Raw genomic sequence first — 24,611 nt, forward strand, 5'->3', positions numbered from 1 at the left:
GTCCGATGACGTCCAGGCCATGGGGGTGCGGCGCTCGCGATCGCACGTCGTGCGGGCGACTCTGCGCGGGTCGCGGCGCGGCGGGTAACGTCGGAAGCTATGAGCGCGCACACGAATGCCAGGTTCGCGGCGGATGTCTACGGTCAGCGGCTCGAGCGGGCGGTGGAGTTGATGCGCGCGGCGCATCTGGACGCCCTGCTCATCACGCCAGGTCCCGACCTGCGGTATCTCATCGGGTCCGATGCCGAATCGTTCGAACGGCTCACCTGTCTGGTGATCACCGCCGACGGCGCGACTCCGTCGGTCGTCGTGCCGAAGCTCGAGCTGGCCGCGCTGGACGGGTCGGCGGCCGGGGAACTGGGTCTGCGGATCCTCGACTGGGTCGACGGCGTCGACCCGTACCAGCTGGTCCGTTCCACCCTGCACGCCGGTTCCCGCATCGCCGTCGCCGACGCCATGCCCGCCCTGCACCTGATTCCGCTGGCCGAGCAGACCACGGGGCTGCCGTCCTCGGCCACTCCCGTGCTGCGCCAGTCGCGGATGATCAAGGACGAGGCCGAGATCGACGCCTTACGCCGTGCGGGCGCCGCGATCGACCGCGTGCACGCCCGGATGGGCGAGTTCCTGCGGGCGGGCCGCACCGAGGCCGAGGTGTATGCCGATATCGAGGCGGCGATTCGCGAGGAGGGGCACACCGAGGCGGAGTTCGTCATCGTGGGCAGCGGCCCGAACGGCGCCATCCCGCACCACCTCTTCTCCGACCGCGTCATCGAACAGGGCGACGTGGTGGTGATCGATATCGGCGGACCGGTGACGCCCGGCTACTACTCCGATTCCACCCGCACCTATGTGCTCGGCGAGCCGAGCAAGCAGGTCGCCGAGCGGATGGCGTTGCTCGAGGCGGCGCAGGCGGCGGCGGTGGCCGCCGTGCGCCCCGGCGTCACCGCCGAATCCGTCGACGCCGCCGCCCGCACCGTGCTGGCCGACGCGGGTCTGGGCGATGCGTTCGTGCACCGCACCGGACACGGCATCGGCCTGTCGGTGCACGAGGAGCCCTACATCGTGGCGGGCAACGATCTGGTGCTCGAGCCGGGCATGGCGTTCAGCATCGAACCCGGCATCTACTTCCCGGGGCAGTGGGGTGCGCGCATCGAGGACATCGTGGTCGTCACCGAGGACGGCGTGGAGTCCATGAACCAGCGCCCGCACGGCCTGACCGTGTTGTAAACGGCCACAAGCTATTTGAGCGTGCTCGACGACAGCACCCGGCGCACCTGGATCGCGACGACCACGCGCGTGGGGTTCTCGCGGGGCACGCGGTAGCGCTCGGTGTAGCGGCGAACGGCCTCGGCGACATCGTCGGCCTCGGTCAGCACGGTCGCGGGCCCCTCGAGGGTGAGCCACCGCGCCCCGTCGACCTGGCTGACGGCCGCGTACCCACCCCGCGCGGCATTACGGGCCTTCACCGACGCGCCATCGGTGATCACCCGCGCGATGCCGCTGTCCGCGTCCCAGGTGAACCCGACGGCGACGACGTGCGGTGTGCCGTTCGCCCGCAGGGTGGTGAGGGTGGCCAGGTGCCGCTCGGCGACGAACGCGAGGGCGGCGGGGGAGAGCTGTGTGGTCGCGGTGGGCATGTGTTCGACGCTAGTCCGTCACCACGCGCGCCCGGTCGGCGGGCGCTACACCCACAGCGGCAGCCGACCGGCCGAGCTCAGGCAGTGCCGAGCGGGTGCAGGGGCGTTCGCGGGCCTGCCGCTCGAGCGGACCGTCGCGCGGGACCCGGCTGTTCGGGTCGGCTGTCGGTGTCGCAGCCGCGTGGCTGTCACGCGGGACCCTGTTGTTCGGTCAGTTGTCGGGTGTCGCGGCCGCGTGGCTGTCGTGCGACACCTGGCTGTTCGGCAACTGTCGGTGTCACACCGCGTGTTCGAACGCCGGGGTCCCGGGGTGGCTTGGCCGCTCGCGCTTCATGATCGCGGGGCGGCCCGGTGGCGGCGGTGATCCGGGATGACAGACTGGGCGTATGGGTAAGCAGCAGGCGAACCAGGGGCCGGTTCTGGTCTTGGGTGGGCGCAGTGAGATCGGGCTGGAAGTGGCGCGCAGGCTGGCGCCGGGTCGGGTGGTGATCCTCGCCGCCCGCCGCTCCGACGCGCTGGCCGCCGAGGTCGAGCAGGTACGCGCGGCCGGGGCGACCGCGGTGCACACGGTCGAATTCGACGCCGACGACACCGCGACGCACGCCACGCTGCTCGAGAAGATCGCCGCCGAACACGGTGGCATCGGCACGGCCGTCCTGGCATTCGGCGTTCTCGGCGACCAAGCCCGCGCCGAACGCGACCCCGACCACGCCGTCGCCGTCGTACACACCGACTACGTCGCCCAGGTAAGCGTTCTCACCACACTCGCGAATCTGATGCGCGCACAGGGCAGTGGCCAGATCGTCGTCTTCAGCTCCATCGCGGGCGTTCGGGTCCGGCGGGCGAACTACGTCTACGGTTCGGCGAAAGCGGGCCTGGACGGGTTCGCCAGCGGCCTCGGTGACGCCCTGCACGGAACTGGTGTCCAGTTGCTGCTGGTCCGATCGGGTTTCGTCATCGGCCGCATGACCGAGGGCATGGACCCCGCGCCCATGTCCAGCACCCCCGATCAGGTCGCCGACGCCGTCGTCCGCGCCTTGAACAAGGGCGCCACCCGAGTCGCCGTCCCCGGGCGCCTAGCGCTGGCCTTCTTCGTCATGCGCCTTCTGCCGCAGTCCATCTGGCGCCGGATGCCACGGTGATTGCCGCCCCGATGGTCCGCTGCGCGCGTGTCGCTTCGGCGCCGGACGCTGCGATGACCTCGGCTTCGATGACGCGGCGTGCGCGCCCCGGTTCGGCGTCGTATGTCGCGGTGGCTGCCGTCCCGACGGCCCGGCGTGAGCGCATCGACACTGCTCTGCGTGCGACAACAACAGTCCGCTCGCAGGCGGGTGGGGTACCCCGATGACTAGTGCGGCGTGGTCGGGTGTCCCGATCCGCGTGGTGGGTATCGGCGCGGACGGGTGGGGTGGCCTGGGGGAGCGGGCCAAAGCGGCAGTCGAGGACAGCGAAGTGGTGTTCGGGTCGCCGCGACAGCTGGCGCTGGTACCGGACGGGAAGTTCGAGCGAATCCCGTGGCCGACACCCCTGCTGCCCGCTCTCCCGGAACTGCTTGCGCACCACAGCGGTCGGCGGCTCACCGTGCTCGCCAGCGGCGATCCCATGTTCTACGGCATCGGTGCCACCCTGGCCCGCATCGTCGGACCCGGCGCGCTCGACGTGTACCCGCAACCGTCGTCGGCGTCGCTGGCGTGCGCCCGGCTCGGCTGGCCGCTGGCCGAGACCCCGGTGGTGAGTGTGGTCGCCCGACCGCTCACCACGGTGCTGCCGGAACTGGCCGACCGCCGTCGAATTCTCGTCCTGAGCGAGAACGAATCGACCCCGGCCGCGCTGGCGAAACTACTGCGCGACAACGGTTTCGGTGCCTCCACGCTCACCGTGCTCGAACAGCTCGGCGGCGAGAACGAATGCCTGCGTACCGGCACGGCCGACGGCTGGCAGCACCCGCCTGGCGACCCGCTCAACCTCTGCGCCGTCGACTGCGTGGCCGACCCCGACCACCCCCGCCGCACGAGAATGCCTGGCCTGCGCGACGATTCGTTCACCGGCGACGGCCAGCTCACCAAAGCCGAGGTCCGCGCACTCACCGTCAGCGCCCTCGCCCCGGCACCCGGCGAACTGCTGTGGGATGTCGGCGGCGGTTCGGGCACCATCGCGATCGAATGGTGCCGTACCCACCCGGCGTGCCGCGCGGTCACCTATGAACGCCTGCCCGCCCGTCGCGATCAGATCGCCACCAACGCGCACGCGCTCGGTGTGCCCGGCATCGCGGTGTGCGGCACGTTCCCCGACACCCGCACCGACTCCCCGGCGCCCGACGCGATCTTCCTGGGCGGCGGACTCACCCAGGACGGCGTTTTCGACGCCTGCTGGCAACGCCTGCGGCCCGGCGGCCGCCTGGTGGCCAATGCGGTGACCGCGGAGTCGGAAACGCTGCTGCTGGCCTGGTGCGCGCGCCACGGTGGCACCCTGCGCAAATTCCAGATCTACCGAGGTGAACCGCTCGGCGGGTTCACGGCGTGGCGGCCGCAGCTTCCCGTCGCGCAGTGGATCGTCGTCAAACCGCGCGCAAATTCCTGACGAGTCACCCGTCGTCTCGCATAACGATGTGCCGGGGTGTGCGCCCCGAATTTGCTCCTTTTCGGGTAGCAGGCCGATGCGACTGTTCAGTCCACACGTGGTCTCGCGCGCCACCGGCCGAACATCGCTCGCACGCGGCGTATGTCTTCGATGGCATCGAGATGCTGGGCAATCGCCCAGTGTGGCTACCGGACTCGAAACCGATGTCGGGCTCGCCGGTGCGCCCGCACCACCGACCCGGGCGTGGGCGGCGAACGTGCTGGTCAACCGTCCATGTCGACACTGTGCCGATCACGGTCAGATCACGGTCAGATCACGGCCGAACGGTGAGTGCATCTGCAAGCTCATCCAGAAAGTTATGCGCCGAAGGTGTAACACTTCCTCAACGGGGGTATGGTCGGGCGCGGCCCGGGCAAAACTCGGAGCCTCGATTTCGATGGACGGAGTTGTATGCGGTGCACCAGGTCGACCACCCCTGACCGGGACGACGTCAGCGGGCAGTCCTGAGAGTTCTGATCCTCGGCGGTACGGGTGAGGCTCGTGAGCTGGCGAACCTGGCGTCCGGTGAGCGTGGAGTCGACATCGTCTCCTCGCTGGCGGGACGTGTCGCCAACCCGCGATTGCCGGTCGGTCCGGTGCGCATCGGCGGATTCGGTGGTGTCGAGGGCCTCCGAACCTGGCTACGCGAGAACCGTATCGATGCCGTCGTGGATGCCACCCACCCCTTCGCGGCCCAGGTCAGTACCCATGCGGCGACCGCGGCCGCCGACCTCGGCTTGCCCGCGCTGCACCTGCGCCGCCCCGAATGGGTGCCGCGCCGGGGCGACTTGTGGACGCGGGTACCCGATCTCGCCGGGGCAGCCTCCGCCCTGGCCGACCGGGGCGAGAATGTGCTGCTCACCATCGGCCGCCAAGGTGTCGGCGCCTTCGAGGGCTGTCGCAGGCAGCGTTTCGTCATCCGATCGATCGACGCGCCGACCGCCCCGCTGCCACCGCGCTACGAATTGCTGCTCGCGCGTGGGCCGTTCACCTTCGACGAGGAACTGGTGCTGATGTCGCGTCATCGCATCGACGTCCTGGTCACCAAGAACAGTGGCGGTGCGCAGACCGAGGCGAAGATCGCCGCGGCGCGCACGGCCGGCGTGCCGGTCGTCATGATCGAACGCCCACCCCTGCCCGCGGGCGCGAACGTCGTCGACGAGGTCGGCGCCGCCCTCGACTGGTTGCGGCTCGCGACCGCGCACAGCGTTTCCTGAGCTCAGCGCGGCGGTTGCCCGGCAAAGACGGCGGGCAGCTGGTCGAACCACTGCAGCACCGCGCGCTCGTAGGCGATCCCGAATTCGAGAGTGGCGCGCTGATGTGGCGCCAGAGCGGTCGCGTCCTCGTCGAGATAGCGGTCGAGCCGGTCCTGGTGGATGTTGCGGTTGGCGGTGATGATCCGGTCGCGGTGCGTGGGATCGAGATGCTCGCCGAACGACAGTGTGAGCAGCAACGGCACCCGGATCGTCTCGGCACCGGGATCGCGGGCGATCCATTCGGCGAACGCCTCCCGCCCGGTGTCGGTGATCCGGTAGGGAATGCGCTCTCGCGCACCTCGTTCACCCTTGGTCACCAGGCCCGCGGTGTCCATCGTGGCGAGTTCGCGGTAGACCTGGCTCTGGGTGATGGTCCAGAAGTCGCCGATGCGTTGCTGGGCGAGAGTCGCCAGGTCCCAGCCCGACATCGGACCCTCGTGCAGGAACCCCAGCAGCGAAGCCGCGGTGGAGTTCAGTGGGCGGCGGCGGGTCGCGGTGTCGGTCAACGGTCAACTCCCTTCGAACTACATTCCTATGTGGAATGTTAGGCCAGTGTGGGGGTCGCGCCAAGGTTGCCCGTGTCGCGGCGTGTCGTGGGTCTAGGCGTTCTCGTAGCGGCGCGCCGTGAAAACGCGGGTCCCCTCGGGCGTGTCGAAGGCCGTCGTGGTGGAGGCGCCGATGATGAGCAGCGTGCGCATGTCGACCTCGTCGGGGTTCAGGTCGGCGAGGGTCACCACCCGCACCGATTCCGTCGGGCCACCGACATCGCGACCGAGCACCACCGGCGTCTCCGGGTCGCGGTGGGTCAGCAGGATCTCGCGCATCGCGCCCACTTGCCAGCGTCTCTGCGAGGAGGCCGGGTTGTAGATCGCGATCGCCATATCCGCCGCCGCGACAGCCGAAAGCCGTTGCGCCACAACCTCCCACGGCTTGAGCCGATCGGAGAGCGAGATCATCGCGTAGTCGTGGCCCAGCGGCGCGCCCACCCGGCTCGCCACCGCGTTGGCCGCCGTCAGCCCCGGCAACACCCGCACCGGCACATCCTTGAACTGCGGTTCGGCCGATACCTCGAGCACCGCCGAGGCCATCGCGAACACCCCCGGATCACCGGAGGACACCACGGCAACCCGCGCACCGCGCTTGGCCAGATCGAGTGCCATCGCGGCGCGCTCCGACTCGACCTTGTTGTCGCTGGCGTGCCTGCGCTGGCCGGCCCGCTCGGGGACACGGTTGATGTAGGTGGTGTAGCCGACGAGATCGGTCGCCTCGTCCAAGGCGGCAGTGACCTCCGGGGTGGTCCAGTCCGCAGCGCCGGGCCCGAGGCCGACGACCACGACTTCGCCTGCGGCACCTGCCGATTCACCGTCCGCAGCATTGCTGGTCGTCGGCTCCGACGTGTTCGTCGGTGCCCCGCGGTGCTGTCCGCCGACGAGGGCCGCGACCCCGGTGGTCGGGGTGGGTCCGGGAACCAGCGTGATCGAGAAGTAGGGCACATCGGCCTCGTCGACATCGGCGGCCGCGAGTACCCGCTGGCGGGTGCTGCTCGCGCGTTCGACGTAGTAGGCGTCGTCGAGGCGACCGGCGTCGGCGAGCGCCCGGCGCACACCGGGGAAGGTGCGGCCCAGCTTCATGATCGCGGCGGCGTCGGTCTCGCGCAGCCGCTCGGTGAGTTCGTCGACGGGCATGGTGCCGGGCAGCACCGTGAGAACCTGCTCGCCTTCCACCAGGGGCGTGCCGAGTGCCGCCGAGGCCGCGCTCACCGAGGTGATGCCGGGGACGATCTCGGCGTTGAACCGGTCGGCCAGGCGGCGGTGCATGTGCATGTACGAGGAGTAGAACAGCGGGTCACCGGCCGCGAGCAGGGCGACATCGCGTCCGGCGGCGAGGTGGGCGGCCAGCCGGGTCGCGGCCTGCTCGTAGAATTCGTCGATCGCGCCCTGGTACCCGCCGGGGTGGTCGGTGGTCTCGGTGGTCACGGGGTAGACGAGGTGCTCTTCGATCTGACCCGGACGCATGTACGGCTCGGCGATGCCCCGGGAGATGCTGCGCCCGTGCCTGGCGCTGTGGAAGGCCACCACGTCGGCGGCGCCGATGAGCCGGGCCGCTTTCACCGTCACCAGTTCGGGATCGCCGGGGCCGAGGCCGATGCCCCAGAGTGTGCCGCTCATTCCTGTTCGCTCGCAATCGCGTTCAGCGCCGACGCGGTGATGGCGCTGCCGCCCCGCCTGCCGCGCACGGTCAGATATTCGACGCCACCGAAGTCGATCAGCGCCTGCTTGGATTCGGCCGCGCCGATGAAACCGACGGGGATGCCGATGATCGCGGCGGGTCGCGGTGCGCCTGCGTCGAGCATGTCGAGCAGGTGGAACAGCGCGGTCGGGGCGTTGCCGATGGCGACCACCGCGCCGTCGAGTTCGGCGCGCAGCAGGTCGAGCGCGGCGACCGAACGGGTGTTGCCCATGCTCGCGGCCAGCTCGGGCACGCGCGGATCGGTGAGGTTGCACAGCACCGGGTTGTCGGCGGGCAGCCGCTTACGGGTGACACCCGAGGCGACCATATTGGCGTCGCAGATGATCGGTTTGCCCGCCCGCAACGCGGCGCGCGCGGCCGCGACCACACCGGGGGTGTAGGCGATGTCGCCCGCCAGGTCGACCTGTCCGCACCCGTGGATCATCCGCACCACCACGCGCTCGACATCGGCGGGAAAACCGGCGAGGTCGGCTTCGGCGCGGATGGTCGCGAACGAGCGCCGATAGATCTCGGCCCCGTCGGTGAGGTAGCTGGTGCGCACGTCGGACATGCGCACAACCCTAGAACCTGGCCGCGACGTGGTGTTCGGCGCGGTCGGCTCAGGTGCGCGGGCGCTCGAGGATGCGCGACATCACCAGCGAACTCCTGGTGCGCCCGACGCGCGCGTTCTCCCTGATCCGCTCCACGGTCACCTCGATCTCGGCCATGTCGGTGGCCATCACGTGCACCAGCGCGTCGGCTTCGCCCGCGATGGTGCACACTCCGACGACCTGCGGGATCGGTTCCAGTGTCCGGCGCAGTTCGGCGGGGGAGATGTTGTCGCGGTAGTACACCTCCACGTACGCCTCGGTGGTCCAGCCGAGGGCGACCGGATTGACCAGGGCGGTGAATCCGGTGATCTGCCCACCCGCCACCATCTTGTCCACCCGCCGCTTCACCGCGGGCGCCGACAATCCGACGATCGAGCCGATCTCGCCGAAGGTGGCACGTGCGTTCTTCAGCAGGGCGGCGAGAATGCGGCGGTCGATGTCGTCCATGGGGATCCTCTCACGCAATGGATCACCATTTTCCCATCGATACGCGCAATGGATCGGTGTTCCCCGCGCAACGTGGCGACATTTACCGTCGAGACGTCGATTCGCGCCGCGCAGCCACCGGGAGTCCTGATGACCGCCGTCCTTCCCCTTCCCTCCTCGACTCCGGCGCGGATGGCCACCCCGCGCCGCTTCGTGATGTGCCGACCCGACCATTTCGAGGTCACCTACGCGATCAATCCGTGGATGGATCCGGCAGCGCCGGTGGACCGCGCGCGGGCGCTGTCGCAGTGGGAGATCCTGCGCGCACTGCTCGAACAGCACGGACATTCGGTGGAGACCGTGCCGGGTGAGCCGGGCCTGCCCGACATGGTGTTCGCCGCCAACAGTGCGATCGTGATCGGCGGGCGTGCGTTGTCGGCCCGCTTCGCCCATCCCGAGCGGCAACCGGAGGGCCCGGCGTTTCACCGCTGGTTCGCGGCGCGGGAGCTACGCGAGCTGGCGGTGGCGGCCGAAACCAACGAGGGGGAGGGCGATTTCGCGTTCGCGGGCGATCGGATCCTGGCCGGCACGGGATTCCGCTGCACGGCGGCCGCCCACGCCGAGGCCGAACGGTTCTTCGGCCTGCCCGTGCTGTCGCTCGAGCTGATCGATCCGCGCTTCTATCACCTCGACACCGCGCTGACGTGCCTCGACGAGACCACCATCGCCTATTACCCAGGGGCCTTCAGTCCGCAGGCCCGCGAGGCCCTGGCCGTCCATTACCCGGATGCGATCCTGGCCACCGAGGCCGATGCCATGTCCTTCGGCCTCAACGGGGTGAGCGACGGCCGCCACGTCTTCCTCGACCCGGGCGCGACCGGGCTGATCGCCGCCCTGCGCGAGCGGGGTTTCGAACCGGTCCCGGTCGACATGTCCGAGCTGCGCAAAGGTGGTGGCGGCGTGAAGTGCTGCGTCCTCGAACTGCACACACCCCGCGAACCCCGACCCTGAGCCGGCCGGGGAGGCTGGGTTCCCGGCCGACCCGGTCATTCGAACTCGGTGCCGCCATCGCGCAGCAGGTACGCGTCGGAGACGATCTTGCCGATGGCACGGCCGCCGAGCACGGGCGAGTACCGCTCGCTCGCGGCACGAACTACCAGCCCCTCGCGGATATTGCCGCCCGTCCCGCTGACGGTCTCGGTGCCCTCGGCCAGCTTCAGCAACAACTCCGCGTCGTAGGGGCCTTCGTACAGGACCGGTACGCGCGGTATCTCGAGGCCGAGTTCGCCGAGCAGCGAGCCGATCTCGTGGTGGTCGAGCCAGCGCACCGGCGCCCCCGCCTGCTCGACCGCGAGGTCGAACAGGGCGAAACCGAGCGTGTCGTCCTGCGCGGCCGACGCACCGTAGTGCAGGTCCTGCACCCCGGCCCCGAACACCTCACCGAAGAGTCCGACCCGGTCGGCGTCGAGGGCATGGGCGAGCTTGCGGGCGGCCTCGTCGAGCCGATGGCTGTGCACCGCCCGCCAGTACAGGTTGCCCTCGGTGCGGATCAGTGCCTGCGACCGGCCACCGATGCCCTTGGACGACACCAGGACCCGATCCTCGGCACGCAGATGGGTGAGCAGAAAAGCGGTGCCGTGGATCTTCTCCGTCGCCACCACCGGCTCGCCCTCGGTGAAGATATCGGGGAACCGCTTGATGTTCTCCACATCGATCCAGCGCAGCAGGTCCGGTGCGGGTTCCACTTGTCCCGACATCGAAACCGGCACCGGCGGCACCCATTTGGTCACGCCGAGCTCGGCGGCGAAGTCGGTGCGCGCCTCGGCCGCCGCCGCGAGATCCGTGCCCGACAGCGCGCGCGGCGTGCAGACGATGCCCTGGGACACCTCACCGCGCAACCGCACCGCCTTCACCCGATTGCGTTGCGCCCCGGCCAATTTGCCGGTGAGACCCAGCTCGACGATCAGCGGGTCCGGAACGACCGCCTGTTCCGGGATGTAGACGGCGTGGTCGCCGGTGACGAACTGTCCCTTGGCAACGACGGCCCGGTACAGCCCGACCTGGGCCAGCTCCAGCCGGTCGGCGTTCGGGTGTGGGACGACGACGAGCCGCTCGGCCGTTACTCGCAGTGTGGACATGGGAACCCCCTCGTTTCGAGGAGGTCAGCGTAGGGCCGTCCCGATCACGGAGTCGAGCGGTTTTCGTGCGGGATGCACCTGCGCGGACCGCGTTCTAAGCTCGCCTGCATGACCGAATCGAACACTCTCGCAGACACTCTGGCGATCACCGAGACGATCACCCGGATGTTCGTGTACTGCGATCAGAAGCGCTGGGACGATCTGGTCACCGAGGTCTTCACCGACGAGGTCGACTTCGACGGTGGCTTCGGCGGCGGTGTCTCGATCCGGCCGGCCAAAGACATCGCCGCCGACTGGAAGGCGGGCCTGGACTCCCTCGACGCCGTCCACCACCAGTCGGGCAACCACCTCATCGACATCCACGGCGACGAGGCCACCGCCCACGCCGACTCCATCGCCGTCCACGTGAACAACTCCGCCGCCAACGGCAAGACCCGCACTTTCATCGGCAGCTACGCCCTGGCCGCCCGCCGCACCGCCGCAGGCTGGCGGATCAGCAAGTTCCACTACCTGCTGAAGGTGATCGAGGGCAACGCCGACCTGACCTAGTCCGGTCTGTTGATCCGGTACCCGCCTTCGGTTGCGACGACATCGGTGACAGGTCCGGTCGGGCGGCCACAGCGGCGTTCGCAGCCGGACCAGTGTTGACGGCCGGTCGCCACCACGTCGGCGGCATCGAGGCCGGACTCGGCACGGTCCGTCGCGTCGGCGGGAAGGGTGCGCTCGGCATCGCGGCCAGGCTCGACTGTCGCGGGAAGCCCCTCGGTCGGGCCGGATGGTTCGTCGCCGAGCACGCGCCCGGTTTCGATGGCTTCGGTGAGGTCGGTGCGGACGTCGGTGTGGGACTTGGCGCAGCCGGGGCGGCCCGCGCAGGCGCTCACCTGCAACCACGGGGAGCCGGCGTCGAAGATCAAGCCCATCGGCGCCAGCACCCGCACCACCGTTTCCGCGGGGCCCTCCTCCAGGTCGGGTAGCACCACACTGCGCCACGGCGTGAGGAACACGGGGCGTTCGACGGCGGCCAGGAATTCGGCGACCCGCGCGGGCAGTGTGCCGAGCGGAACACCCGCGCCGAGGGCGATCAGGCCGTTGTCCTGTTCGAGCCAGCCGATCGGAATGTCATGTGTCGCACCGAGTTCCAGGCGCGTACCGGCGGGGGAGCGGTCCAGGGTCTCGGTGACCTTCTCGACACCGCCGGGGATCTCGTGCAACCGCCACTGCCCGGATTCCGCACGCAGGTCGAGGAATCCGCGGGCGGCGTCGAGCATGACCGTGACGGCCTCGTCGGGAGTGACGCGGATGCCGGTGTCGGTCCCGGCGAGCAGCAACGCGAACTCGTCGCCGACGGCCTGGATCCCGATATCGCCGCGCAGAGTGCTCACGTCACCGCGACCGTTGTCAAGGGTGAACAGAACCCGGCCGGGCAGGTCCGCCAGCGCGGCATCGGCCTGCAAGCCCACATCCAGGTCGGTGGCCAGCCCGTGTACATCGGCAAATCCACCCACCCGCCCGGACAACGGTGAGGCGACGATATTGCGGACTCGCTCGTGCGTGCGGCTCGGCAGCAGGCCCGCTGTGGCCAGCCGGGCGGCCAGTTCGTTCGCGTCCCGTACCCGGCGCAACTGCACATTGCCGCGGGAGGTCAGCTCGAGGCTCCCGTTGCCCAGGTCGCGCGCGGCCTCCGCGAGTACCTGCACCTGCCCGGATTCCAGTCGTCCGCCGGGCACCCGGATCCGCGCCAACGGCCCGTCCGCGGCCTCGTGCAGCCGCAGAACCCCTGGGCAAGAATCGGGAGCGCTCCTGGTCATGATTCCCCAGCCTACGACCACCGCCGGGAGCGATCCGGCGTCAGGGCCGGGTGTAGTGCACCGACACGGCGCCCGAGTCGGGGAGGGTGGTCGCGGCGGCGAGGCGCCAGGTCGACGCGTAGTTGTCGGGGAGCAGGCGCAGGCCGCCGCCGAGGGTGGTGGGGACGATGGTGAGGTAGAGGTCGTCGACCAGGTCGGCGCGCAGTAGACACTGAATGATGCTGGCGCTGTTGGTGATCAGGATGTCGCGTCCGGGGGCCGCTTTGAGCGCGCGCATGTCGGCTTCCGGGTCGCGACCGATTCTTGCGTTGGACCACGCGGCCTTGTCCAGGTCGGACTGGTCGAGGGTGGTGGTGAAGACGACCTTCTCGACCTTCGCGAGCCATTCGCCCAGCTCACGGGTGCGGGCGGAGCTGGCGGGGTCGGCGGTGATGCCCGGCCAGACCGCGGTGAACCCTTCCCAGTTGGTGCGTCCGAGGACGACGGTGTCGGCGCCGCGCCAGATCCCCTCGTAGTAGATCTCGGTCTGCGGGCTGGTGATGTAGTCCATGCACCAGCTCATATCGTCGTCGGGACCGGTGCCGCTGTATCCGTCCAGCTATACGGTGACCTCCGCCACGACTCTGCGGCCGGTGCTCTGCGAGTTGTTCGACATGGGCGACATCCTTCTGCGGTGAGCTGCTGTTTCAGAGGAAGAGACGGGACGTCGCCGCCGAACTCATCGGTGGTCCCTCGCGACGTGCTCGTGTTTGCGCACCGGAAGGAAACGGTATCCGCCTAGTGTGAGTGGCGGATCGCCGCCGGAGCAGTGCCGACAGGAGAGGTCAACCGCATGCTGCGTGAATTCGTGGACAAGCGTGTAGTTCCCGCGCTCGACAAGGTCGCCCATGCGCAAGCACCGGTGGTGCAGCGTTATGTCGACTGGCTGGGGAGCAGGCACCCCGACGATTCACCGGTGGAACTCGTGCAGCGGCTGTCGCGCCAGTACCTCGTTGTCGTCACGGCCAGCGGCGTGACGGTGGGGCTCACCGCCGCCGTACCCGGCATCGGCACCTTGATCGGCCTGGCTGCCACCGGTGTGGACACCGCGGTCTTCGTGGAGGCGTCCTCGGTGTTCTCGGTGGGCGCCGCCGCGGCGTACGGCATCGCGCCCGAGGATCCGCGCCAGCAGCGGCTGGTGTCGAAGGTGGTGCTCGGCGAGTCGGGCACGAAGGTCCTCGAACAGACGGCAGGTCATACGAAGGGGCAGTGGCTCGGTGTCGTCACCGACCACATCCCGGGTCTGTCGAGCATGCCCGACGGGCCTGCCAAACGGTTCATCGTCAACTACCTGGTCAAACGCGGGCTGCTGCTGTTCGGCACCCTCATCCCCGCAGGGATCGGCGCGGTGATCGGCGGCTACGGCAACAACGCCCTCGGCCAGTTGGTCATCGCCAACGTCTACCGCCACCTGGGCACGGGTTCGCCCGAGATGGTCGCCGCGGGCACGCGCAACGGTTCGTCTTGACCTTCGAGTCGCTGCAACCCCGATCATGAGCCGGTGCCTGACACCGAACTGATCACCATCGGAGCGTTCGCCCGCACCTGCGGCCTGAACGCCAGCGCCCTGCGCTTCTACGCCGACGCCGCAGTCCTCGTTCCCGCCCTGGTGGACGAGGACACCGGCTACCGCTACTACACCGCCGACCAGGCCGGCCCCGCCTGCCTGATCCGCCACCTGCGCGCCGTCGACATGCCGTTGCCGACGGTCGCGGCGGTGCTCGCCGAATCCGACGCCGCCAGGGCCGCCGACCTCCTCGACGCGCACCTCGCCGAAATGCACTGCCGCCGCAGGGAGTTCGACGCGGCAGCCGCTGCCGCTTACCGCGCGCTCGGCGTGGACCCCCGATCGTTGCCGGACCGAAGCGGCCACGGTGCGGCGCCCGGGACCGAACCCGATCAGGCCGTGCGCATCGGCGGACCGGCGCTCGCGGCAGCCATCGACCAGGTCTCCACGGCGACCCTCACCGATCCGGCCCTGCCCGTGCTCGACACCATCCTGTTCGAAGCCCGGCCCGACGAACTGATCCTCACCGCCACCGACCGCTACCGGTTGGCCTCGCGAACCCTGCGCCCGATGTCCTCGGTGACGGCGGAGTGGTCCGCGACCATCGATGCCGCCGAACTGCGTGCCACCACCTCCTGGCTGCGCCGTCGACACAGCGTGGTCTTGCGTCCCACGCCCGATTCCATCGAATTCCGCACTGCCACCGAGGATTCAGCGGCGAGCCGGCGCTGCCGCCGCTCGCCCGAGGAATTCCCCGACTACCGCCGCATGCTGGCAGCCCTGCCCTCGACCACGACCAGAGCTGTCCTCGACCGCGCGCACCTCCTGGAAACGCTGGAACGCGCGGACTCTCCGATCGTGACTCTGCGATTCGGTTCCCCGGACACGGTCACGATCTCGGTACCGAGCCGGGACGCGTCGACCCAGCACAGCACGCCGCAGCAGAACCCACATACCGAGCTGCGTGCAACGGTCTCCGGCCCCCCGATGACCATCCACTTCGCCGTGACCACCCTCTACCCGGCGATCGCGGGCGCGATCGGTCCCGACATCATGCTCGACCTGTCGGCTCCCGACCTCCCCGCCCACATCCGCTCCGCCGACGACGGCGACCTCCGCACCCTCGCCATGCCTTGCGAACCGGCCCCTTGATCGCTCGACCTGCCGGGTTGTGGCCCGGCAGGTTCACTGCTAGGTTAAGTGCATGCACAAGCATGGACTTACGGAACAGGGAGCCGACCCGGTCGACGACTGGTTTCGTGCTTCCGCTCTCGTCGCGACCGTCGACTCGGGCCTCGGTAAATGGCTCACGCTGCACCACGGCATCGGGCTCACCGAGTACCACGCGCTCCGGCAGCTCGCCGCCGCACCGGACAAGGAGATCCGGGTCAGCGAGCTGGCCCATCGGATCGGATTGAATCAGAGTTCGGTGACCCGATTGCTGGGGCGGCTCGAGGCAAGAGGGTTCACGCGGCGGGACTTGTGTTCGGAGGACGGACGCGGTGTGTACGCCGTGATCACCGAGGAGGGGGAGGCGCTCGTCAGGGACGCGCGCGAACCCTTCCAACTCCAGCTGGAACGTCTGCTCGACGACGCCGAAGAGCTGTCGCCGATGTTCGGTGCGCTGCTCGCGCGTCGAGCGGGACGCGAACGCTCCTGACCTGACCTGGCATGCCGGGAGGGTCTTCCGCTCGGCATATATATGTATGTACAACCATAGAAGGGCAATATCGTGAACTGGCTCTACCTCGCCATCGCCGTCGTCTTCGAGATCGCCGTCGCCCTGGCGGCCGGAAAAGCGAAGGGTTTCACCGACATTCGATGGACCGTCGCCACGCTGGCCAGCGGCGCAATCGCGACCTACTTCCTGAGCCTGGCGCTGCTCACCTTCGACATCGGCGCCGGATACGCGATCTGGACCTCCCTGGCCGGCGTCGGGATCGTTGTCCTCGGAGCGGTGCTCTTCGGCCAACGAGTCGACTGGCGAAAGGCGATCGGCATCGTGATCGTCATCGGCGGTGTCGTCGGCCTGCAGCTCAGCAGTGGCGCCTGAGCAACCTCGTCCGCATCCATTTCTCACCGAAAGGCCGAACAATGATCAACCGCACTCCCGCCACCGCCTGGCTCGTCCTGCTGCTCGCAGGCGCCTTCGAAGTCGGCTATGCCCTCGCCGTCGGCGGCAGCCACGGTTTCACCGTGCTCACCTGGTCGCTGGTGGCGATCGTCTTCTTCCTCCTCACCCTCTTCGCCCTCAGCGTCGCGCTGAAAACGATCGACGTGGGGATCGGCTACGCCGTCTGGGCGGGTATCGGGGCGGTCGGCGCCGCTCTGCTCGGACCGGTGTTCTTCGAGGAAACGCTCACCCCGCTCAAAGCGTTCTGGCTCGCCGTGGTGATCGCGGGCGTGGTCTGGCTCAAACTCGCGGACCGCGCCGAAGCCGCCTGAGCGACCCCCGGACGCGGGCTGGAAAGTTGCGGGCGCGTCCGGGCCAGTACCATCGACTTGCTCGGCGGGCGTCGAGGAAACCGGTGGAAATCCGGTGCGGTCGCGCCACTGTGAACAGCCAGACCCTCTCCGGCGAGCACCGCAACCCGATGGGCGCGTCAACCCGAGGAAGGTCTCACCCTGTGATCCTGCTGCTGTCCACCTCCGACACCGACCTGCTGAGCGCCCGGGCGAGCGGCGCCGAGTACCGGTGGGGCAACCCGGCCCGGCTGCTGGTCGAGGATCTCGGGCAGCTGCTCGACGGCGTCGACCTGGTGATCGTGCGCATCCTCGGCGGCAAGCGTGCCTGGGAAGAGGGCCTGGACGCGGTGCGGGCCAGCGGTATTCCGATGGTCGCCCTCGGCGGCGAGATCGCACCCGACGCGGAACTGATGGAATGTTCCACCGTACCGGTCGGTGTCGCCGCCGACGCCCACAATTATCTCGCCGCGGGCGGCGCCGACAACCTGCGTCAGCTCTACAATTTCCTGTCCGACACAGTGTTGCTCACCGGTCACGGATTCGAACCGCCGGTCCAGCTGCCCACCTGGGGGGAGCTCGAACGCTCGGCACGCATCCTGGAACCCCACGCCCCCACGGTCGCCGTCGTCTACTACCGCGCCCAGCACCTGGCGGGCAACACCGGCTACGTCGACGCCCTGTGCACCGCCATCGAAGCCAAGGGCGCCCGCGCCCTGCCCGTCTACGCGGCGTCGCTGCGGACCGCCGAACCGGAACTGCTCACCCTCCTCGGCAGGGCCGACGCCCTGGTGGTCACCGTGCTCGCCGCGGGCGGCAGCAAGCCCGCCACCGCGTCGGCCGGTGGTGACGACGAGGCCTGGGACGTGGCCGCGCTGGCCGCCCTCGACGTGCCGATCCTGCAGGGACTGTGCCTGACCAGCCCGCGCGCCCAGTGGGAGGCCAACGACGACGGCCTGTCCCCACTCGATGTCGCCACCCAGGTGGCAGTCCCGGAGTTCGACGGGCGCATCATCACGGTGCCGTTCTCGTTCAAGGAGTTCGACGAGGACGGTCTGTCCACCTACGTCCCCGATCCCGAACGCGCCGCCCGCGTCGCCGGGATCGCGGTGCGTCACGCGCGCCTGCGTCATATTCCCAACGGCGACAAGCGGATCGCGCTCATGCTGTCGGCCTACCCGACCAAGCACGCCCGCATCGGCAACGCCGTCGGCCTCGACACCCCGGCGAGCGCCATCCGCCTGCTCACCGAAATGCGTTCGGCCGGTTACGACCTCGGTGACATCGACGAGATTCCCGGCCTCGCCGAGGGCGACGGTGACGCCCTGATCCACGCCCTGATCGCGGCGGGCGGCCAGGATCCGGACTGGCTCAGCGCCGAACAGCTCGAGGGCAATCCGATCCGCATCGGCGCCACCGTCTACACCCGCTGGTTCGAGTCGCTGCCCGCCGACCTGCGCGAAGCCGTGGTCGAGGCATGGGGCCCGCCGCCCGGCGAACTGTATGTGGACCGGTCGGCCGACCCGAAGGGCGAGATCGTCATCGCCGCACTGCGTTTCGGCAATGTGGTGCTGATGGTCCAGCCGCCTCGTGGCTTCGGCGAGAACCCGGTCGCCATCTACCACGACCCCGATCTGCCCCCGAGCCACCACTACCTGGCGGCCTACCGGTGGCTGTCGTCGGCCGACGGTTTCGGTGCCGACGCGATGGTGCACCTCGGCAAGCACGGCAACCTGGAATGGTTGCCGGGCAAGACCCTCGGCATGTCCGCGTCCTGTGGCACCGACGCAGCCCTGGGTGATCTGCCACTGATCTACCCGTTCCTGGTGAACGACCCCGGTGAGGGCACCCAGGCCAAGCGCCGCGCCCACGCCACCCTCGTCGACCACCTCATCCCGCCCATGGCCCGCGCCGAAACCTACGGCGACATCTCGCGCCTGGAACAACTGCTCGACGAACACGCCAACATCTCCGCCCTCGACCCGGCCAAACTGCCCGCCATCCGCCAGCAGATCTGGACCCTGATGCGCGCGGCCAAGATGGACCACGACCTCGGCCTGGCCGAACGCCCCGACGAGGACGTTTTCGACGACATGCTCCTGCACGTCGACGGCTGGCTCTGCGAGATCAAGGACGTGCAGATTCGCGACGGCCTGCACATCCTCGGCCAGGCCCCCGAGGGCGAGATGGAACTCGACCTGGTGCTGGCCATGCTGCGCGCCCGCCAGCTGTGGGGCGGCGAACAGAACGTGCCCGGCCTGCGAGAAGCGCTGGGGCTCAGCGAAGCCGGTGACGAAGCCCGCACCCGCGTGGATGTAGTGGAAGCCCGCGCCCGTGAGCTGCTCGCAGCCTTGCAAGCGACGGACTGGTCCGTGGATGCCGTGGACGCGCTGGTCGACGACTACGCCACCGCGATTCTCGCTGGGGGAGTGGATGATTCGTCCGCGCCCGAGTCGGCGGGCGGCGTCGCGGTGAGCGGGCGTCTCGCGGCGGTGAAGACCGTGTTGCGGTTCGCCGCGACCGAGGTCGTGCCGCGCCTCCGCGAGACCGGCATCGAGATCGCCCGGGTCCTGCACGCCCTCAACGGTGGTTTCATCCCCGCGGGACCGAGTGGTTCACCCCTGCGCGGTCTCATCAATGTGTTGCCGACCGGCCGCAATTTCTACTCCGTCGATCCGAAGGCCGTCCCGTCGCGACTGGCGTGGGAGACGGGTCAGGCCATGGCCGAGTCCCTGCTCGCCCGCTACCTGGCCGATCACGGCGAGTACCCGAAGTCGGTCGGCCTGTCGGTGTGGGGCACCTCGGCCATGCGCACCTCCGGCGACGACATCGCCGAGGTCTTCGCGCTGCTCGGCGTGCGGCCGGTGTGGGACGAGGCGAGCCGCCGCGTCACCTCCCTCGAGGTGATCTCCCTGGACGAACTCGGCCGCCCGCGCATCGACGTCACGGTGCGCATCTCCGGCTTCTTCCGCGACGCCTTCCCGCACGTGCTCGCCCTGCTCGACGACGCCGTCCGCCTCGTCGCCGCCCTCGACGAACCGGCCGAGGCGAACTACGTTCGCGCCCACGCCGACGCGGACCTGGCCGAGCACGGCGACGCCCGCCGCGCCACCACCCGCATCTTCGGTTCCAAGCCGGGCACCTACGGCGCGGGCCTGCTGCAGCTCATCGATTCCAAGAGCTGGCGCACCGACGACGACCTCGCGCAGGTGTACACCACCTGGGGCGGCTACGCCTACGGCCGCGACCTCGACGGCGCCCCCGCCGCCGACGACATGCGCACCGCTTACAAGCGAATCGCGGTGGCGGCCAAGAACACCGACACCCGCGAGCACGACATCGCCGACTCCGACGACTACTTCCAGTACCACGGCGGCATGGTCGCCACGGTCCGCGCGCTCACGGGAAAGAACCCCGAGGCCTACATCGGCGACTCCACCCGCCCCGACGCGGTGCGTACCCGCACGCTCTCGGAGGAAACTACCCGCGTGTTCCGTGCGCGCGTGGTGAATCCGCGCTGGCTCGAGGCGATGCGCCGCCACGGGTACAAGGGTGCCTTCGAGATGGCCGCGACCGTCGACTACCTGTTCGGCTACGACGCCACAACCAATGTCGTCGCCGACTGGATGTACGAAAAGCTTTCCGAGAGCTACGTTTTCGACGATGTGAACCGCAAGTTCATGGAGCAGTCCAACCCGTGGGCGCTGCACGGCATCGCCGAACGACTACTGGAGGCGGCCGAGCGCAAGCTCTGGGAGCACCCCGAACCGGAAACCCTGGACAAGCTGCGCCAGATCTACCTCGAGACCGAGGGCGAACTGGAGTAGTCCGCCTGCGCGGCCTGCAGCAGAACCCGGTCGCGGTAGATCCGCAGTGCCGCGATGACGGCCAAGACCGCGGTGAGCAGGCCGCAGGCGATGCGCACCGCATGCGCGACCTCGATCTCGGCGACCGTGCGGTGCAATTCGTCGACCGTGTACAGGGCGCGATCCTCGAACAGGATCGGCCAGCGCGGCCACAGGTACAGCATCGACAGCAGGAACATCCCCGAGACGAACGGCACCAGCGACGTGAGCAGCCAGCCGCGGGCGCGCCCCGACCACACACCGGCAGCCACGGCGAGCACAGCGCTCAGGGTCAGGAACATCCCCAGCGGGCGCATCACATCGCCGACCGAGACCACGGCGGTGAATGCCTCGCCCACCTCCAGCGATGCCGGAATGTCGTGGAAGTAGTTCGGGTACAGGAAGATCGTTTCGGCGATCGTGGTGCACACCACCAGGGTCGCCAGCACGGCGTAGACGGTCGCGGCCGTGAGTGCGACAGTGAGTTTTCGCATGGTGTTCTCCTCGTGGGTGTGCTGTCGACGCTAGGCCGACGTCGTATCGGAGACATCCGGTGCCGACCCTGAACTCGGGTCGGGGAACTCACCCAGGTCTCGTGATCGACGGCGAACGCGAGTGGGTTGCCGTAAAACTGCAACGCGTTCTAATCTTGGCGGGTGAGCCCGGGAAACACCCTGGCCGGAAAGGGTCGCCATGACCACCTCACCGGCGTACTTCACCCGCACGGGCGCGGTGTTCGAGCCGACCAGGTTCTCGCTGAGCCTGTGGGGGCCCAAGACGCTGTCGGGGCCGCCGGTGTGCGGGTTGATGGCGCGGGAGGTGGAGGCGCGGTACTGCACCGAGGAGTTCGTGCCCGCCCGGTTCACCGTCGACCTGCACCGCGCGGTGCCCGCGGTGCCCGTGACCGTCGAGAGCGAGCTGGTGCGTGACGGCAAACGCGTGCGCGCGGTCGCCGTCAGCCTGCGCTCGGACGACGCGGTGGTGGCCAGGGGTAGCGCGTTGCTGCTGAAGCGCTCGGCGCAGCCGCCCGGTGCGGTGTGGCGGCCCGACCGGGAGCGGCCGCTGCCGCCGCCGGACGCGCGCGCGGCGATCGAGGAGGGCCTGCACCTGTTCGGTAGCGACGGCCATGCCGACGGCTGGTCGATCCGGATGACCGAGCACCAGAACGACACCCGTAAACGCAAGTGGGTGCGCAACATCCCGGTCGTCGCCGGTGAGGAGTCCTCCCCGTTCTGCTACGCCGCGATGACGGGCGAGCAGACCAGTCTGGTCACCAACTGGGGCACCGACGGCATCGGCTTCATCAATACCGATGTCTCGATCACGTTCTCGCGCATGCCGATCGGCGTCGAGATGGGTATCGAGGCGGAAGGCCACCTCAGCGACGACGGGATCGCGGCGGGCGCGGCCGTGCTCTACGACGCCGAGGGCGCGTTCGGGATGTGCACCACCACGGCGCTGGCCAACGAGAGCCACCAGATCCGCGGTGCCGTCATCGACAAGCTCACCGACAGGGTGATGGCGGAACTGGCGTCGGGGCACTGAGCCCGCCGATCACGGTTCCTGCGAACGCATTTCGAGAGGCAGGTCGCCGGCTTCGATGCCCTGGGCACGCAAGGCGAACGGAACCTGCCGGGTGAAGCGTCGCGGGGGTCGGTAGTGGGTGCTGTGATCCGACACCAGTAACACCCGGCCCTGCCGCGCCACGATCTCCCCGGCGGCGGCCACCGGTTCACCGGCCAGGAAACTCGAATGGTGGAACCGGCCGAGCAGGTGCTGGGGCGAGGAGTACAGCGTGCCCGCGGCGTCCATGACGAAGATCGCCCGGCCGCCCTCCGGTGACCACAGGGTACTGGCCGCCGTGGTGTCGAACAGGGCGCCGTCGGCGGTGTGGAGCAGCCCGTCGCGAGCGTGGAGCCGGAACCGCAGGCGCGCTCGCTCGTCGAGATAGGCGACGTGTGTGCCGTCCCATACCCGGTTCCCCGGCAGGTGCTCGCCGGCGAACTCCGGCCGCAACGGCGTCGTCTCGAACACGGTCGGCGCGGAATCCGTTCCGGTGCCGAACAATCGGCGCATGCGGTGGGCGAAGCCCATCATGCGGGAACCAGGGTGACGATCACCTCGTCGGCCACCGTTTCCGCTTTCACCACGGCCTCACCGAGGTACAGGGTCGCGGCGCGGGGGCGGCCGTCGGGCAGGGGTACGACCGAGACGGCGTCGACGCGGCGGCCGGTGAAGGCGCTGTAAGGTTCCTCGTCGGTGACATCGAATGCGGTGTATTTGCCCGATTCGGCGACGTATTCGATATTGACCGGGTCGACGAGCGGTTCGAACGGGTCACGCCACGGCGCCGACCGGATCCGCAGTTCCGAGCCGTCCACCCCGGAATCGAGCAACAGGGTGGCACCGTTGTGGAAGGTGAACTCGATCGGGCCCTCGGAGCGGTCGACCTCGTCACCGAGGACATAGAACATGCGGCGGACGGCGACAATGGTCCCGTCGACCGCGCCGTTGAGCGCGCTTCGGCCGTGTTCGTCGTTGTCGGACACCAGTTTCCTCTGACATCGCCGGGCAGATGAGTCATCATGTCGCCGCACCCGCTCGCCACGCAACTCCACCGGCGTGCCGCCCCGCGCCCGCGCACTCGTACCATGACTTCATGGGCGAGCCCACCCGGGACCTGGTGGAGCGTGCGGCCGAGCTGCTGGCCGGACGCCGCGTCGTGGTGGTGTCCGGGGCGGGTTTGAGCACCGACAGCGGCATCCCCGACTACCGCGGCCCCGACTCGCCACCCCGCAATCCGATGACCTATCAGCAGTTCGTCGGCGACGCCGCCTTCCGGCAGCGGTACTGGGCCCGCAACCACATCGGCTGGCGGCGGATGGACGCCGCCCGCCCGAATCCGGGCCACCGCGCGCTGGCCCGGCTGGAACACGCGGGCGTGGTGTCGGCTGTGATCACCCAGAACGTCGACCTGCTGCACACGAAAGCAGGCGCTCGCCGGGTCATCGACCTGCACGGCACGTACGCCCGCGTGTGCTGCCTGCGCTGCGCCGCGGTGATCTCCCGCATGACGCTGGCCGAACAATTGGAGGCGGCCAATCCCGGTTTCGCCGACGAGGTTTCGCACGGCGGCGGTATCGAGGTCTCGCCCGACGCGGACGCGGTCGTCACCGACACCGACCGCTTCCTGATGCTCGACTGCGCCCGATGCGGCGGCATGCTCAAGCCCGACATCGTCTACTTCGGCGAAACCGTCCCCGCCGAGCGGGTGGCGGCGGCCTTCGCGCTGGTCGACGACGCCGAGGCGCTGCTGGTGGCAGGATCGTCACTGACCGTGATGTCCGGTCTGCGATTCGTCCGCCGCGCCGCGAAAAACGGTGTGCCGGTGGTGATCGTGAACCGCGGCGCCACCCGCGCCGACGACCTGGCCGCCGTGCGCATTCCGGCGGGCTGTTCGGAGATCCTGTCCACCCTCGCCGACCGGCTCACCACCGCGACCCCGGCCGTACCGCGATGAGCGAATCGGTCGAGGCGTACTTTTCGGGCAAACCGTATTCGCGTGAGATCTTCGCAGTACTGCGCGAATTGATCGCGAGCAATGGTCCGGTCGAGGTGTCGGTGGCCTCGCAGATCGTTTTCGCCGTCGCACGGAAGTTCGCGTGGGTGTGGCTCTACAACGTCACCGGAAAGAATCCCGAAGGCACCGTGCAGATCATGCTCGCGCTCGACCGGGAAATGGCGCACGCACCGGTCTACCGGGTGACACAGGTGGGCCGTGCGCGCTGGAATCACCTGGTAGTGGTGCATTCTCTCGACGAAGCTCACGATCCACGACTGGCGGAGCTGATAGCCGCCGCCTACCGTTTCGGCGCGAAATGAACGGTAACTTGATCCCTCGGTGACGGCCGCGAATCCGACGTGGGTAAGCTCTGGCCACCAGCGCATGAAGAGTTCCACCCGCGGCGCAAAGTTTTCCTCGCAGCGGGGTTGTCGGCCCTTGTGTGGGCCGAATGATCGACACCCACCAGCC

Annotated in this window: 26 protein-coding genes; 15 read left to right on the forward strand and 11 right to left on the reverse strand. The window is 69.1% G+C overall.

Features of this window, described 5'->3' with window-relative positions:
- The first annotated feature begins 99 nt into the window (after positions 1–99).
- Positions 100–1,227 carry a M24 family metallopeptidase gene (locus LDL21_RS27755; RefSeq protein ID WP_225282393.1) on the forward strand — a complete coding sequence of 376 codons (1,128 nt, stop codon included), beginning with the start codon at positions 100–102 and terminating at the stop codon, positions 1,225–1,227.
- A gap of 11 nt (positions 1,228–1,238) precedes the next feature.
- Here LDL21_RS27755 and LDL21_RS27760 read toward each other — a convergent pair whose 3' ends face one another.
- Positions 1,239–1,637: a PPOX class F420-dependent oxidoreductase gene (locus tag LDL21_RS27760; protein ID WP_225282394.1), complete on the reverse strand. Its 399-nt coding sequence runs from the start codon at positions 1,635–1,637 to the stop codon at positions 1,239–1,241.
- Positions 1,638–2,023: 386 nt separating this feature from the next.
- Here LDL21_RS27760 and dprE2 point away from each other — a divergent pair, with 386 nt between their 5' ends.
- From dprE2 to LDL21_RS27775, 3 genes are all read left to right on the forward strand, one after another.
- Positions 2,024–2,779: a decaprenylphospho-beta-D-erythro-pentofuranosid-2-ulose 2-reductase gene (gene dprE2, locus LDL21_RS27765; RefSeq protein ID WP_225282395.1), complete on the forward strand. Its 756-nt coding sequence runs from the start codon at positions 2,024–2,026 to the stop codon at positions 2,777–2,779.
- A 202-nt stretch (positions 2,780–2,981) separates the two neighbouring features.
- Entirely contained in the window at positions 2,982–4,217 is a 1,236-nt protein-coding gene (gene cbiE / locus LDL21_RS27770) for a precorrin-6y C5,15-methyltransferase (decarboxylating) subunit CbiE (RefSeq protein WP_225282396.1), read from the forward strand.
- Positions 4,218–4,720: 503 nt separating this feature from the next.
- Positions 4,721–5,473, forward strand: a complete 753-nt coding sequence (locus LDL21_RS27775) for a cobalt-precorrin-6A reductase (protein ID WP_225282456.1) — start codon at positions 4,721–4,723, stop codon at positions 5,471–5,473.
- A gap of 2 nt (positions 5,474–5,475) precedes the next feature.
- Here the strand turns inward: LDL21_RS27775 and LDL21_RS27780 are convergent, their stop codons facing one another.
- The 4 genes from LDL21_RS27780 to LDL21_RS27795 form a co-directional block, all read right to left on the reverse strand.
- Entirely contained in the window at positions 5,476–6,018 is a 543-nt protein-coding gene (locus tag LDL21_RS27780) for a PadR family transcriptional regulator (RefSeq protein ID WP_181696409.1), read from the reverse strand.
- A 93-nt stretch (positions 6,019–6,111) separates the two neighbouring features.
- Positions 6,112–7,680 (reverse strand): precorrin-3B C(17)-methyltransferase, encoded by a 1,569-nt coding sequence (gene cobJ / locus LDL21_RS27785; protein ID WP_225282397.1) that lies wholly within the window; start codon positions 7,678–7,680, stop codon positions 6,112–6,114.
- Positions 7,677–8,312: a precorrin-8X methylmutase gene (locus tag LDL21_RS27790; protein ID WP_225282398.1), complete on the reverse strand. Its 636-nt coding sequence runs from the start codon at positions 8,310–8,312 to the stop codon at positions 7,677–7,679. Before LDL21_RS27790 ends, cobJ begins: the two co-directional genes overlap by 4 nt.
- 49 nt (positions 8,313–8,361) lie before the next feature.
- The gene (locus LDL21_RS27795) at positions 8,362–8,799 is read right to left on the reverse strand and encodes an Lrp/AsnC family transcriptional regulator (protein WP_181696407.1); all 438 of its coding nucleotides are present in this window, start codon (positions 8,797–8,799) and stop codon (positions 8,362–8,364) included.
- A 129-nt stretch (positions 8,800–8,928) separates the two neighbouring features.
- On the opposite strand from LDL21_RS27795, the gene ddaH reads away from it, so the two are divergent.
- Complete coding sequence (ddaH, locus tag LDL21_RS27800) at positions 8,929–9,789, forward strand: dimethylargininase (RefSeq protein ID WP_225282399.1); 861 nt, start codon at positions 8,929–8,931, stop codon at positions 9,787–9,789.
- A 35-nt stretch (positions 9,790–9,824) separates the two neighbouring features.
- Here the strand turns inward: ddaH and LDL21_RS27805 are convergent, their stop codons facing one another.
- Complete coding sequence (locus LDL21_RS27805; protein ID WP_225282400.1) at positions 9,825–10,916, reverse strand: RNA ligase (ATP); 1,092 nt, start codon at positions 10,914–10,916, stop codon at positions 9,825–9,827.
- A 108-nt stretch (positions 10,917–11,024) separates the two neighbouring features.
- Between LDL21_RS27805 and LDL21_RS27810 the strand changes: the two genes are divergently transcribed.
- Positions 11,025–11,465 carry a nuclear transport factor 2 family protein gene (locus tag LDL21_RS27810; RefSeq protein ID WP_225282401.1) on the forward strand — a complete coding sequence of 147 codons (441 nt, stop codon included), beginning with the start codon at positions 11,025–11,027 and terminating at the stop codon, positions 11,463–11,465.
- Here LDL21_RS27810 and cobG read toward each other — a convergent pair.
- Together cobG and LDL21_RS27820 are read right to left on the reverse strand one after the other, a co-directional pair.
- On the reverse strand, positions 11,462–12,724 hold the full coding sequence (gene cobG / locus LDL21_RS27815; protein ID WP_225282402.1) for a precorrin-3B synthase: 1,263 nt from the start codon (positions 12,722–12,724) through the stop codon (positions 11,462–11,464). The genes LDL21_RS27810 and cobG overlap by 4 nt on opposite strands.
- 40 nt (positions 12,725–12,764) lie before the next feature.
- On the reverse strand, positions 12,765–13,322 hold the full coding sequence (locus LDL21_RS27820; RefSeq protein WP_225282457.1) for a dihydrofolate reductase family protein: 558 nt from the start codon (positions 13,320–13,322) through the stop codon (positions 12,765–12,767).
- A gap of 234 nt (positions 13,323–13,556) precedes the next feature.
- Here LDL21_RS27820 and LDL21_RS27825 point away from each other — a divergent pair, with 234 nt between their 5' ends.
- The 6 genes from LDL21_RS27825 (at position 13,557) to cobN (ending at position 20,560) form a co-directional block, all read left to right on the forward strand.
- On the forward strand, positions 13,557–14,231 hold the full coding sequence (locus LDL21_RS27825; protein WP_181696496.1) for a hypothetical protein: 675 nt from the start codon (positions 13,557–13,559) through the stop codon (positions 14,229–14,231).
- Positions 14,232–14,264: 33 nt separating this feature from the next.
- Positions 14,265–15,422, forward strand: a complete 1,158-nt coding sequence (locus LDL21_RS27830; RefSeq protein ID WP_225282403.1) for a DNA polymerase III subunit beta family protein — start codon at positions 14,265–14,267, stop codon at positions 15,420–15,422.
- 52 nt (positions 15,423–15,474) lie between these two features.
- Entirely contained in the window at positions 15,475–15,930 is a 456-nt protein-coding gene (locus LDL21_RS27835) for a MarR family transcriptional regulator (RefSeq protein WP_225282404.1), read from the forward strand.
- Positions 15,931–16,002: 72 nt separating this feature from the next.
- Positions 16,003–16,323, forward strand: coding sequence for a DMT family transporter (locus LDL21_RS27840; protein WP_181696399.1), 321 nt, complete (start codon positions 16,003–16,005; stop codon positions 16,321–16,323).
- Between the two features lie 41 nt (positions 16,324–16,364).
- Positions 16,365–16,715, forward strand: a complete 351-nt coding sequence (locus LDL21_RS27845) for a DMT family transporter (protein ID WP_181696398.1) — start codon at positions 16,365–16,367, stop codon at positions 16,713–16,715.
- A gap of 182 nt (positions 16,716–16,897) precedes the next feature.
- Entirely contained in the window at positions 16,898–20,560 is a 3,663-nt protein-coding gene (gene cobN, locus LDL21_RS27850) for a cobaltochelatase subunit CobN (protein WP_225282405.1), read from the forward strand.
- Here the strand turns inward: cobN and LDL21_RS27855 are convergent.
- A complete protein-coding gene (locus LDL21_RS27855; protein ID WP_225282406.1) occupies positions 20,530–21,072 on the reverse strand; it encodes a hypothetical protein in 543 nt (180 codons plus the stop codon). The genes cobN and LDL21_RS27855 overlap by 31 nt on opposite strands.
- A gap of 199 nt (positions 21,073–21,271) precedes the next feature.
- Here LDL21_RS27855 and LDL21_RS27860 point away from each other — a divergent pair, with 199 nt between their 5' ends.
- On the forward strand, positions 21,272–22,123 hold the full coding sequence (locus tag LDL21_RS27860) for an acyl-CoA thioesterase domain-containing protein (protein ID WP_225282407.1): 852 nt from the start codon (positions 21,272–21,274) through the stop codon (positions 22,121–22,123).
- 9 nt (positions 22,124–22,132) lie between these two features.
- Here LDL21_RS27860 and LDL21_RS27865 read toward each other — a convergent pair whose 3' ends face one another.
- Both LDL21_RS27865 and LDL21_RS27870 read right to left on the reverse strand, forming a co-directional pair.
- Positions 22,133–22,675 carry an IQM protein middle domain-containing protein gene (locus LDL21_RS27865; RefSeq protein WP_181696395.1) on the reverse strand — a complete coding sequence of 181 codons (543 nt, stop codon included), beginning with the start codon at positions 22,673–22,675 and terminating at the stop codon, positions 22,133–22,135.
- Positions 22,672–23,127, reverse strand: a complete 456-nt coding sequence (locus LDL21_RS27870; RefSeq protein ID WP_067492129.1) for a hypothetical protein — start codon at positions 23,125–23,127, stop codon at positions 22,672–22,674. Before LDL21_RS27870 ends, LDL21_RS27865 begins: the two co-directional genes overlap by 4 nt.
- Before the next feature lie 110 nt (positions 23,128–23,237).
- Here LDL21_RS27870 and LDL21_RS27875 point away from each other — a divergent pair, with 110 nt between their 5' ends.
- Positions 23,238–24,098, forward strand: a complete 861-nt coding sequence (locus LDL21_RS27875; protein WP_225282408.1) for an NAD-dependent protein deacetylase — start codon at positions 23,238–23,240, stop codon at positions 24,096–24,098.
- Entirely contained in the window at positions 24,095–24,460 is a 366-nt protein-coding gene (locus LDL21_RS27880) for a DUF5655 domain-containing protein (protein ID WP_225282409.1), read from the forward strand. The genes LDL21_RS27875 and LDL21_RS27880 overlap by 4 nt, the downstream gene beginning before the upstream one ends.
- The last annotated feature ends 151 nt before the right edge of the window (positions 24,461–24,611 follow it).

The organism is Nocardia rosealba, from assembly GCF_020216065.1.
In the GTDB taxonomy this organism is placed as follows: domain Bacteria; phylum Actinomycetota; class Actinomycetes; order Mycobacteriales; family Mycobacteriaceae; genus Nocardia; species Nocardia rosealba.

Excerpts from the sequence above, each read along its gene's own strand:
- LDL21_RS27755 (WP_225282393.1), top strand. The coding sequence starts at position 100 with ATGAGCGCGCACACGAATGCCAGGTTCGCGGCGGATGTCTACGGTCAG.
- LDL21_RS27760 (WP_225282394.1), bottom strand. The coding sequence starts at position 1,637 with ATGCCCACCGCGACCACACAGCTCTCCCCCGCCGCCCTCGCGTTCGTC.
- dprE2 (WP_225282395.1), top strand. The coding sequence starts at position 2,024 with ATGGGTAAGCAGCAGGCGAACCAGGGGCCGGTTCTGGTCTTGGGTGGG.
- cbiE (WP_225282396.1), top strand. The coding sequence starts at position 2,982 with ATGACTAGTGCGGCGTGGTCGGGTGTCCCGATCCGCGTGGTGGGTATC.
- cobJ (WP_225282397.1), bottom strand. The coding sequence starts at position 7,680 with ATGAGCGGCACACTCTGGGGCATCGGCCTCGGCCCCGGCGATCCCGAA.
- LDL21_RS27790 (WP_225282398.1), bottom strand. The coding sequence starts at position 8,312 with ATGTCCGACGTGCGCACCAGCTACCTCACCGACGGGGCCGAGATCTAT.
- LDL21_RS27795 (WP_181696407.1), bottom strand. The coding sequence starts at position 8,799 with ATGGACGACATCGACCGCCGCATTCTCGCCGCCCTGCTGAAGAACGCA.
- ddaH (WP_225282399.1), top strand. The coding sequence starts at position 8,929 with ATGACCGCCGTCCTTCCCCTTCCCTCCTCGACTCCGGCGCGGATGGCC.
- LDL21_RS27805 (WP_225282400.1), bottom strand. The coding sequence starts at position 10,916 with ATGTCCACACTGCGAGTAACGGCCGAGCGGCTCGTCGTCGTCCCACAC.
- LDL21_RS27810 (WP_225282401.1), top strand. The coding sequence starts at position 11,025 with ATGACCGAATCGAACACTCTCGCAGACACTCTGGCGATCACCGAGACG.
- cobG (WP_225282402.1), bottom strand. The coding sequence starts at position 12,724 with ATGACCAGGAGCGCTCCCGATTCTTGCCCAGGGGTTCTGCGGCTGCAC.
- LDL21_RS27825 (WP_181696496.1), top strand. The coding sequence starts at position 13,557 with ATGCTGCGTGAATTCGTGGACAAGCGTGTAGTTCCCGCGCTCGACAAG.
- LDL21_RS27835 (WP_225282404.1), top strand. The coding sequence starts at position 15,475 with ATGCACAAGCATGGACTTACGGAACAGGGAGCCGACCCGGTCGACGAC.
- LDL21_RS27845 (WP_181696398.1), top strand. The coding sequence starts at position 16,365 with ATGATCAACCGCACTCCCGCCACCGCCTGGCTCGTCCTGCTGCTCGCA.
- LDL21_RS27855 (WP_225282406.1), bottom strand. The coding sequence starts at position 21,072 with ATGCGAAAACTCACTGTCGCACTCACGGCCGCGACCGTCTACGCCGTG.
- LDL21_RS27860 (WP_225282407.1), top strand. The coding sequence starts at position 21,272 with ATGACCACCTCACCGGCGTACTTCACCCGCACGGGCGCGGTGTTCGAG.
- LDL21_RS27865 (WP_181696395.1), bottom strand. The coding sequence starts at position 22,675 with ATGATGGGCTTCGCCCACCGCATGCGCCGATTGTTCGGCACCGGAACG.
- LDL21_RS27875 (WP_225282408.1), top strand. The coding sequence starts at position 23,238 with ATGGGCGAGCCCACCCGGGACCTGGTGGAGCGTGCGGCCGAGCTGCTG.
- LDL21_RS27880 (WP_225282409.1), top strand. The coding sequence starts at position 24,095 with ATGAGCGAATCGGTCGAGGCGTACTTTTCGGGCAAACCGTATTCGCGT.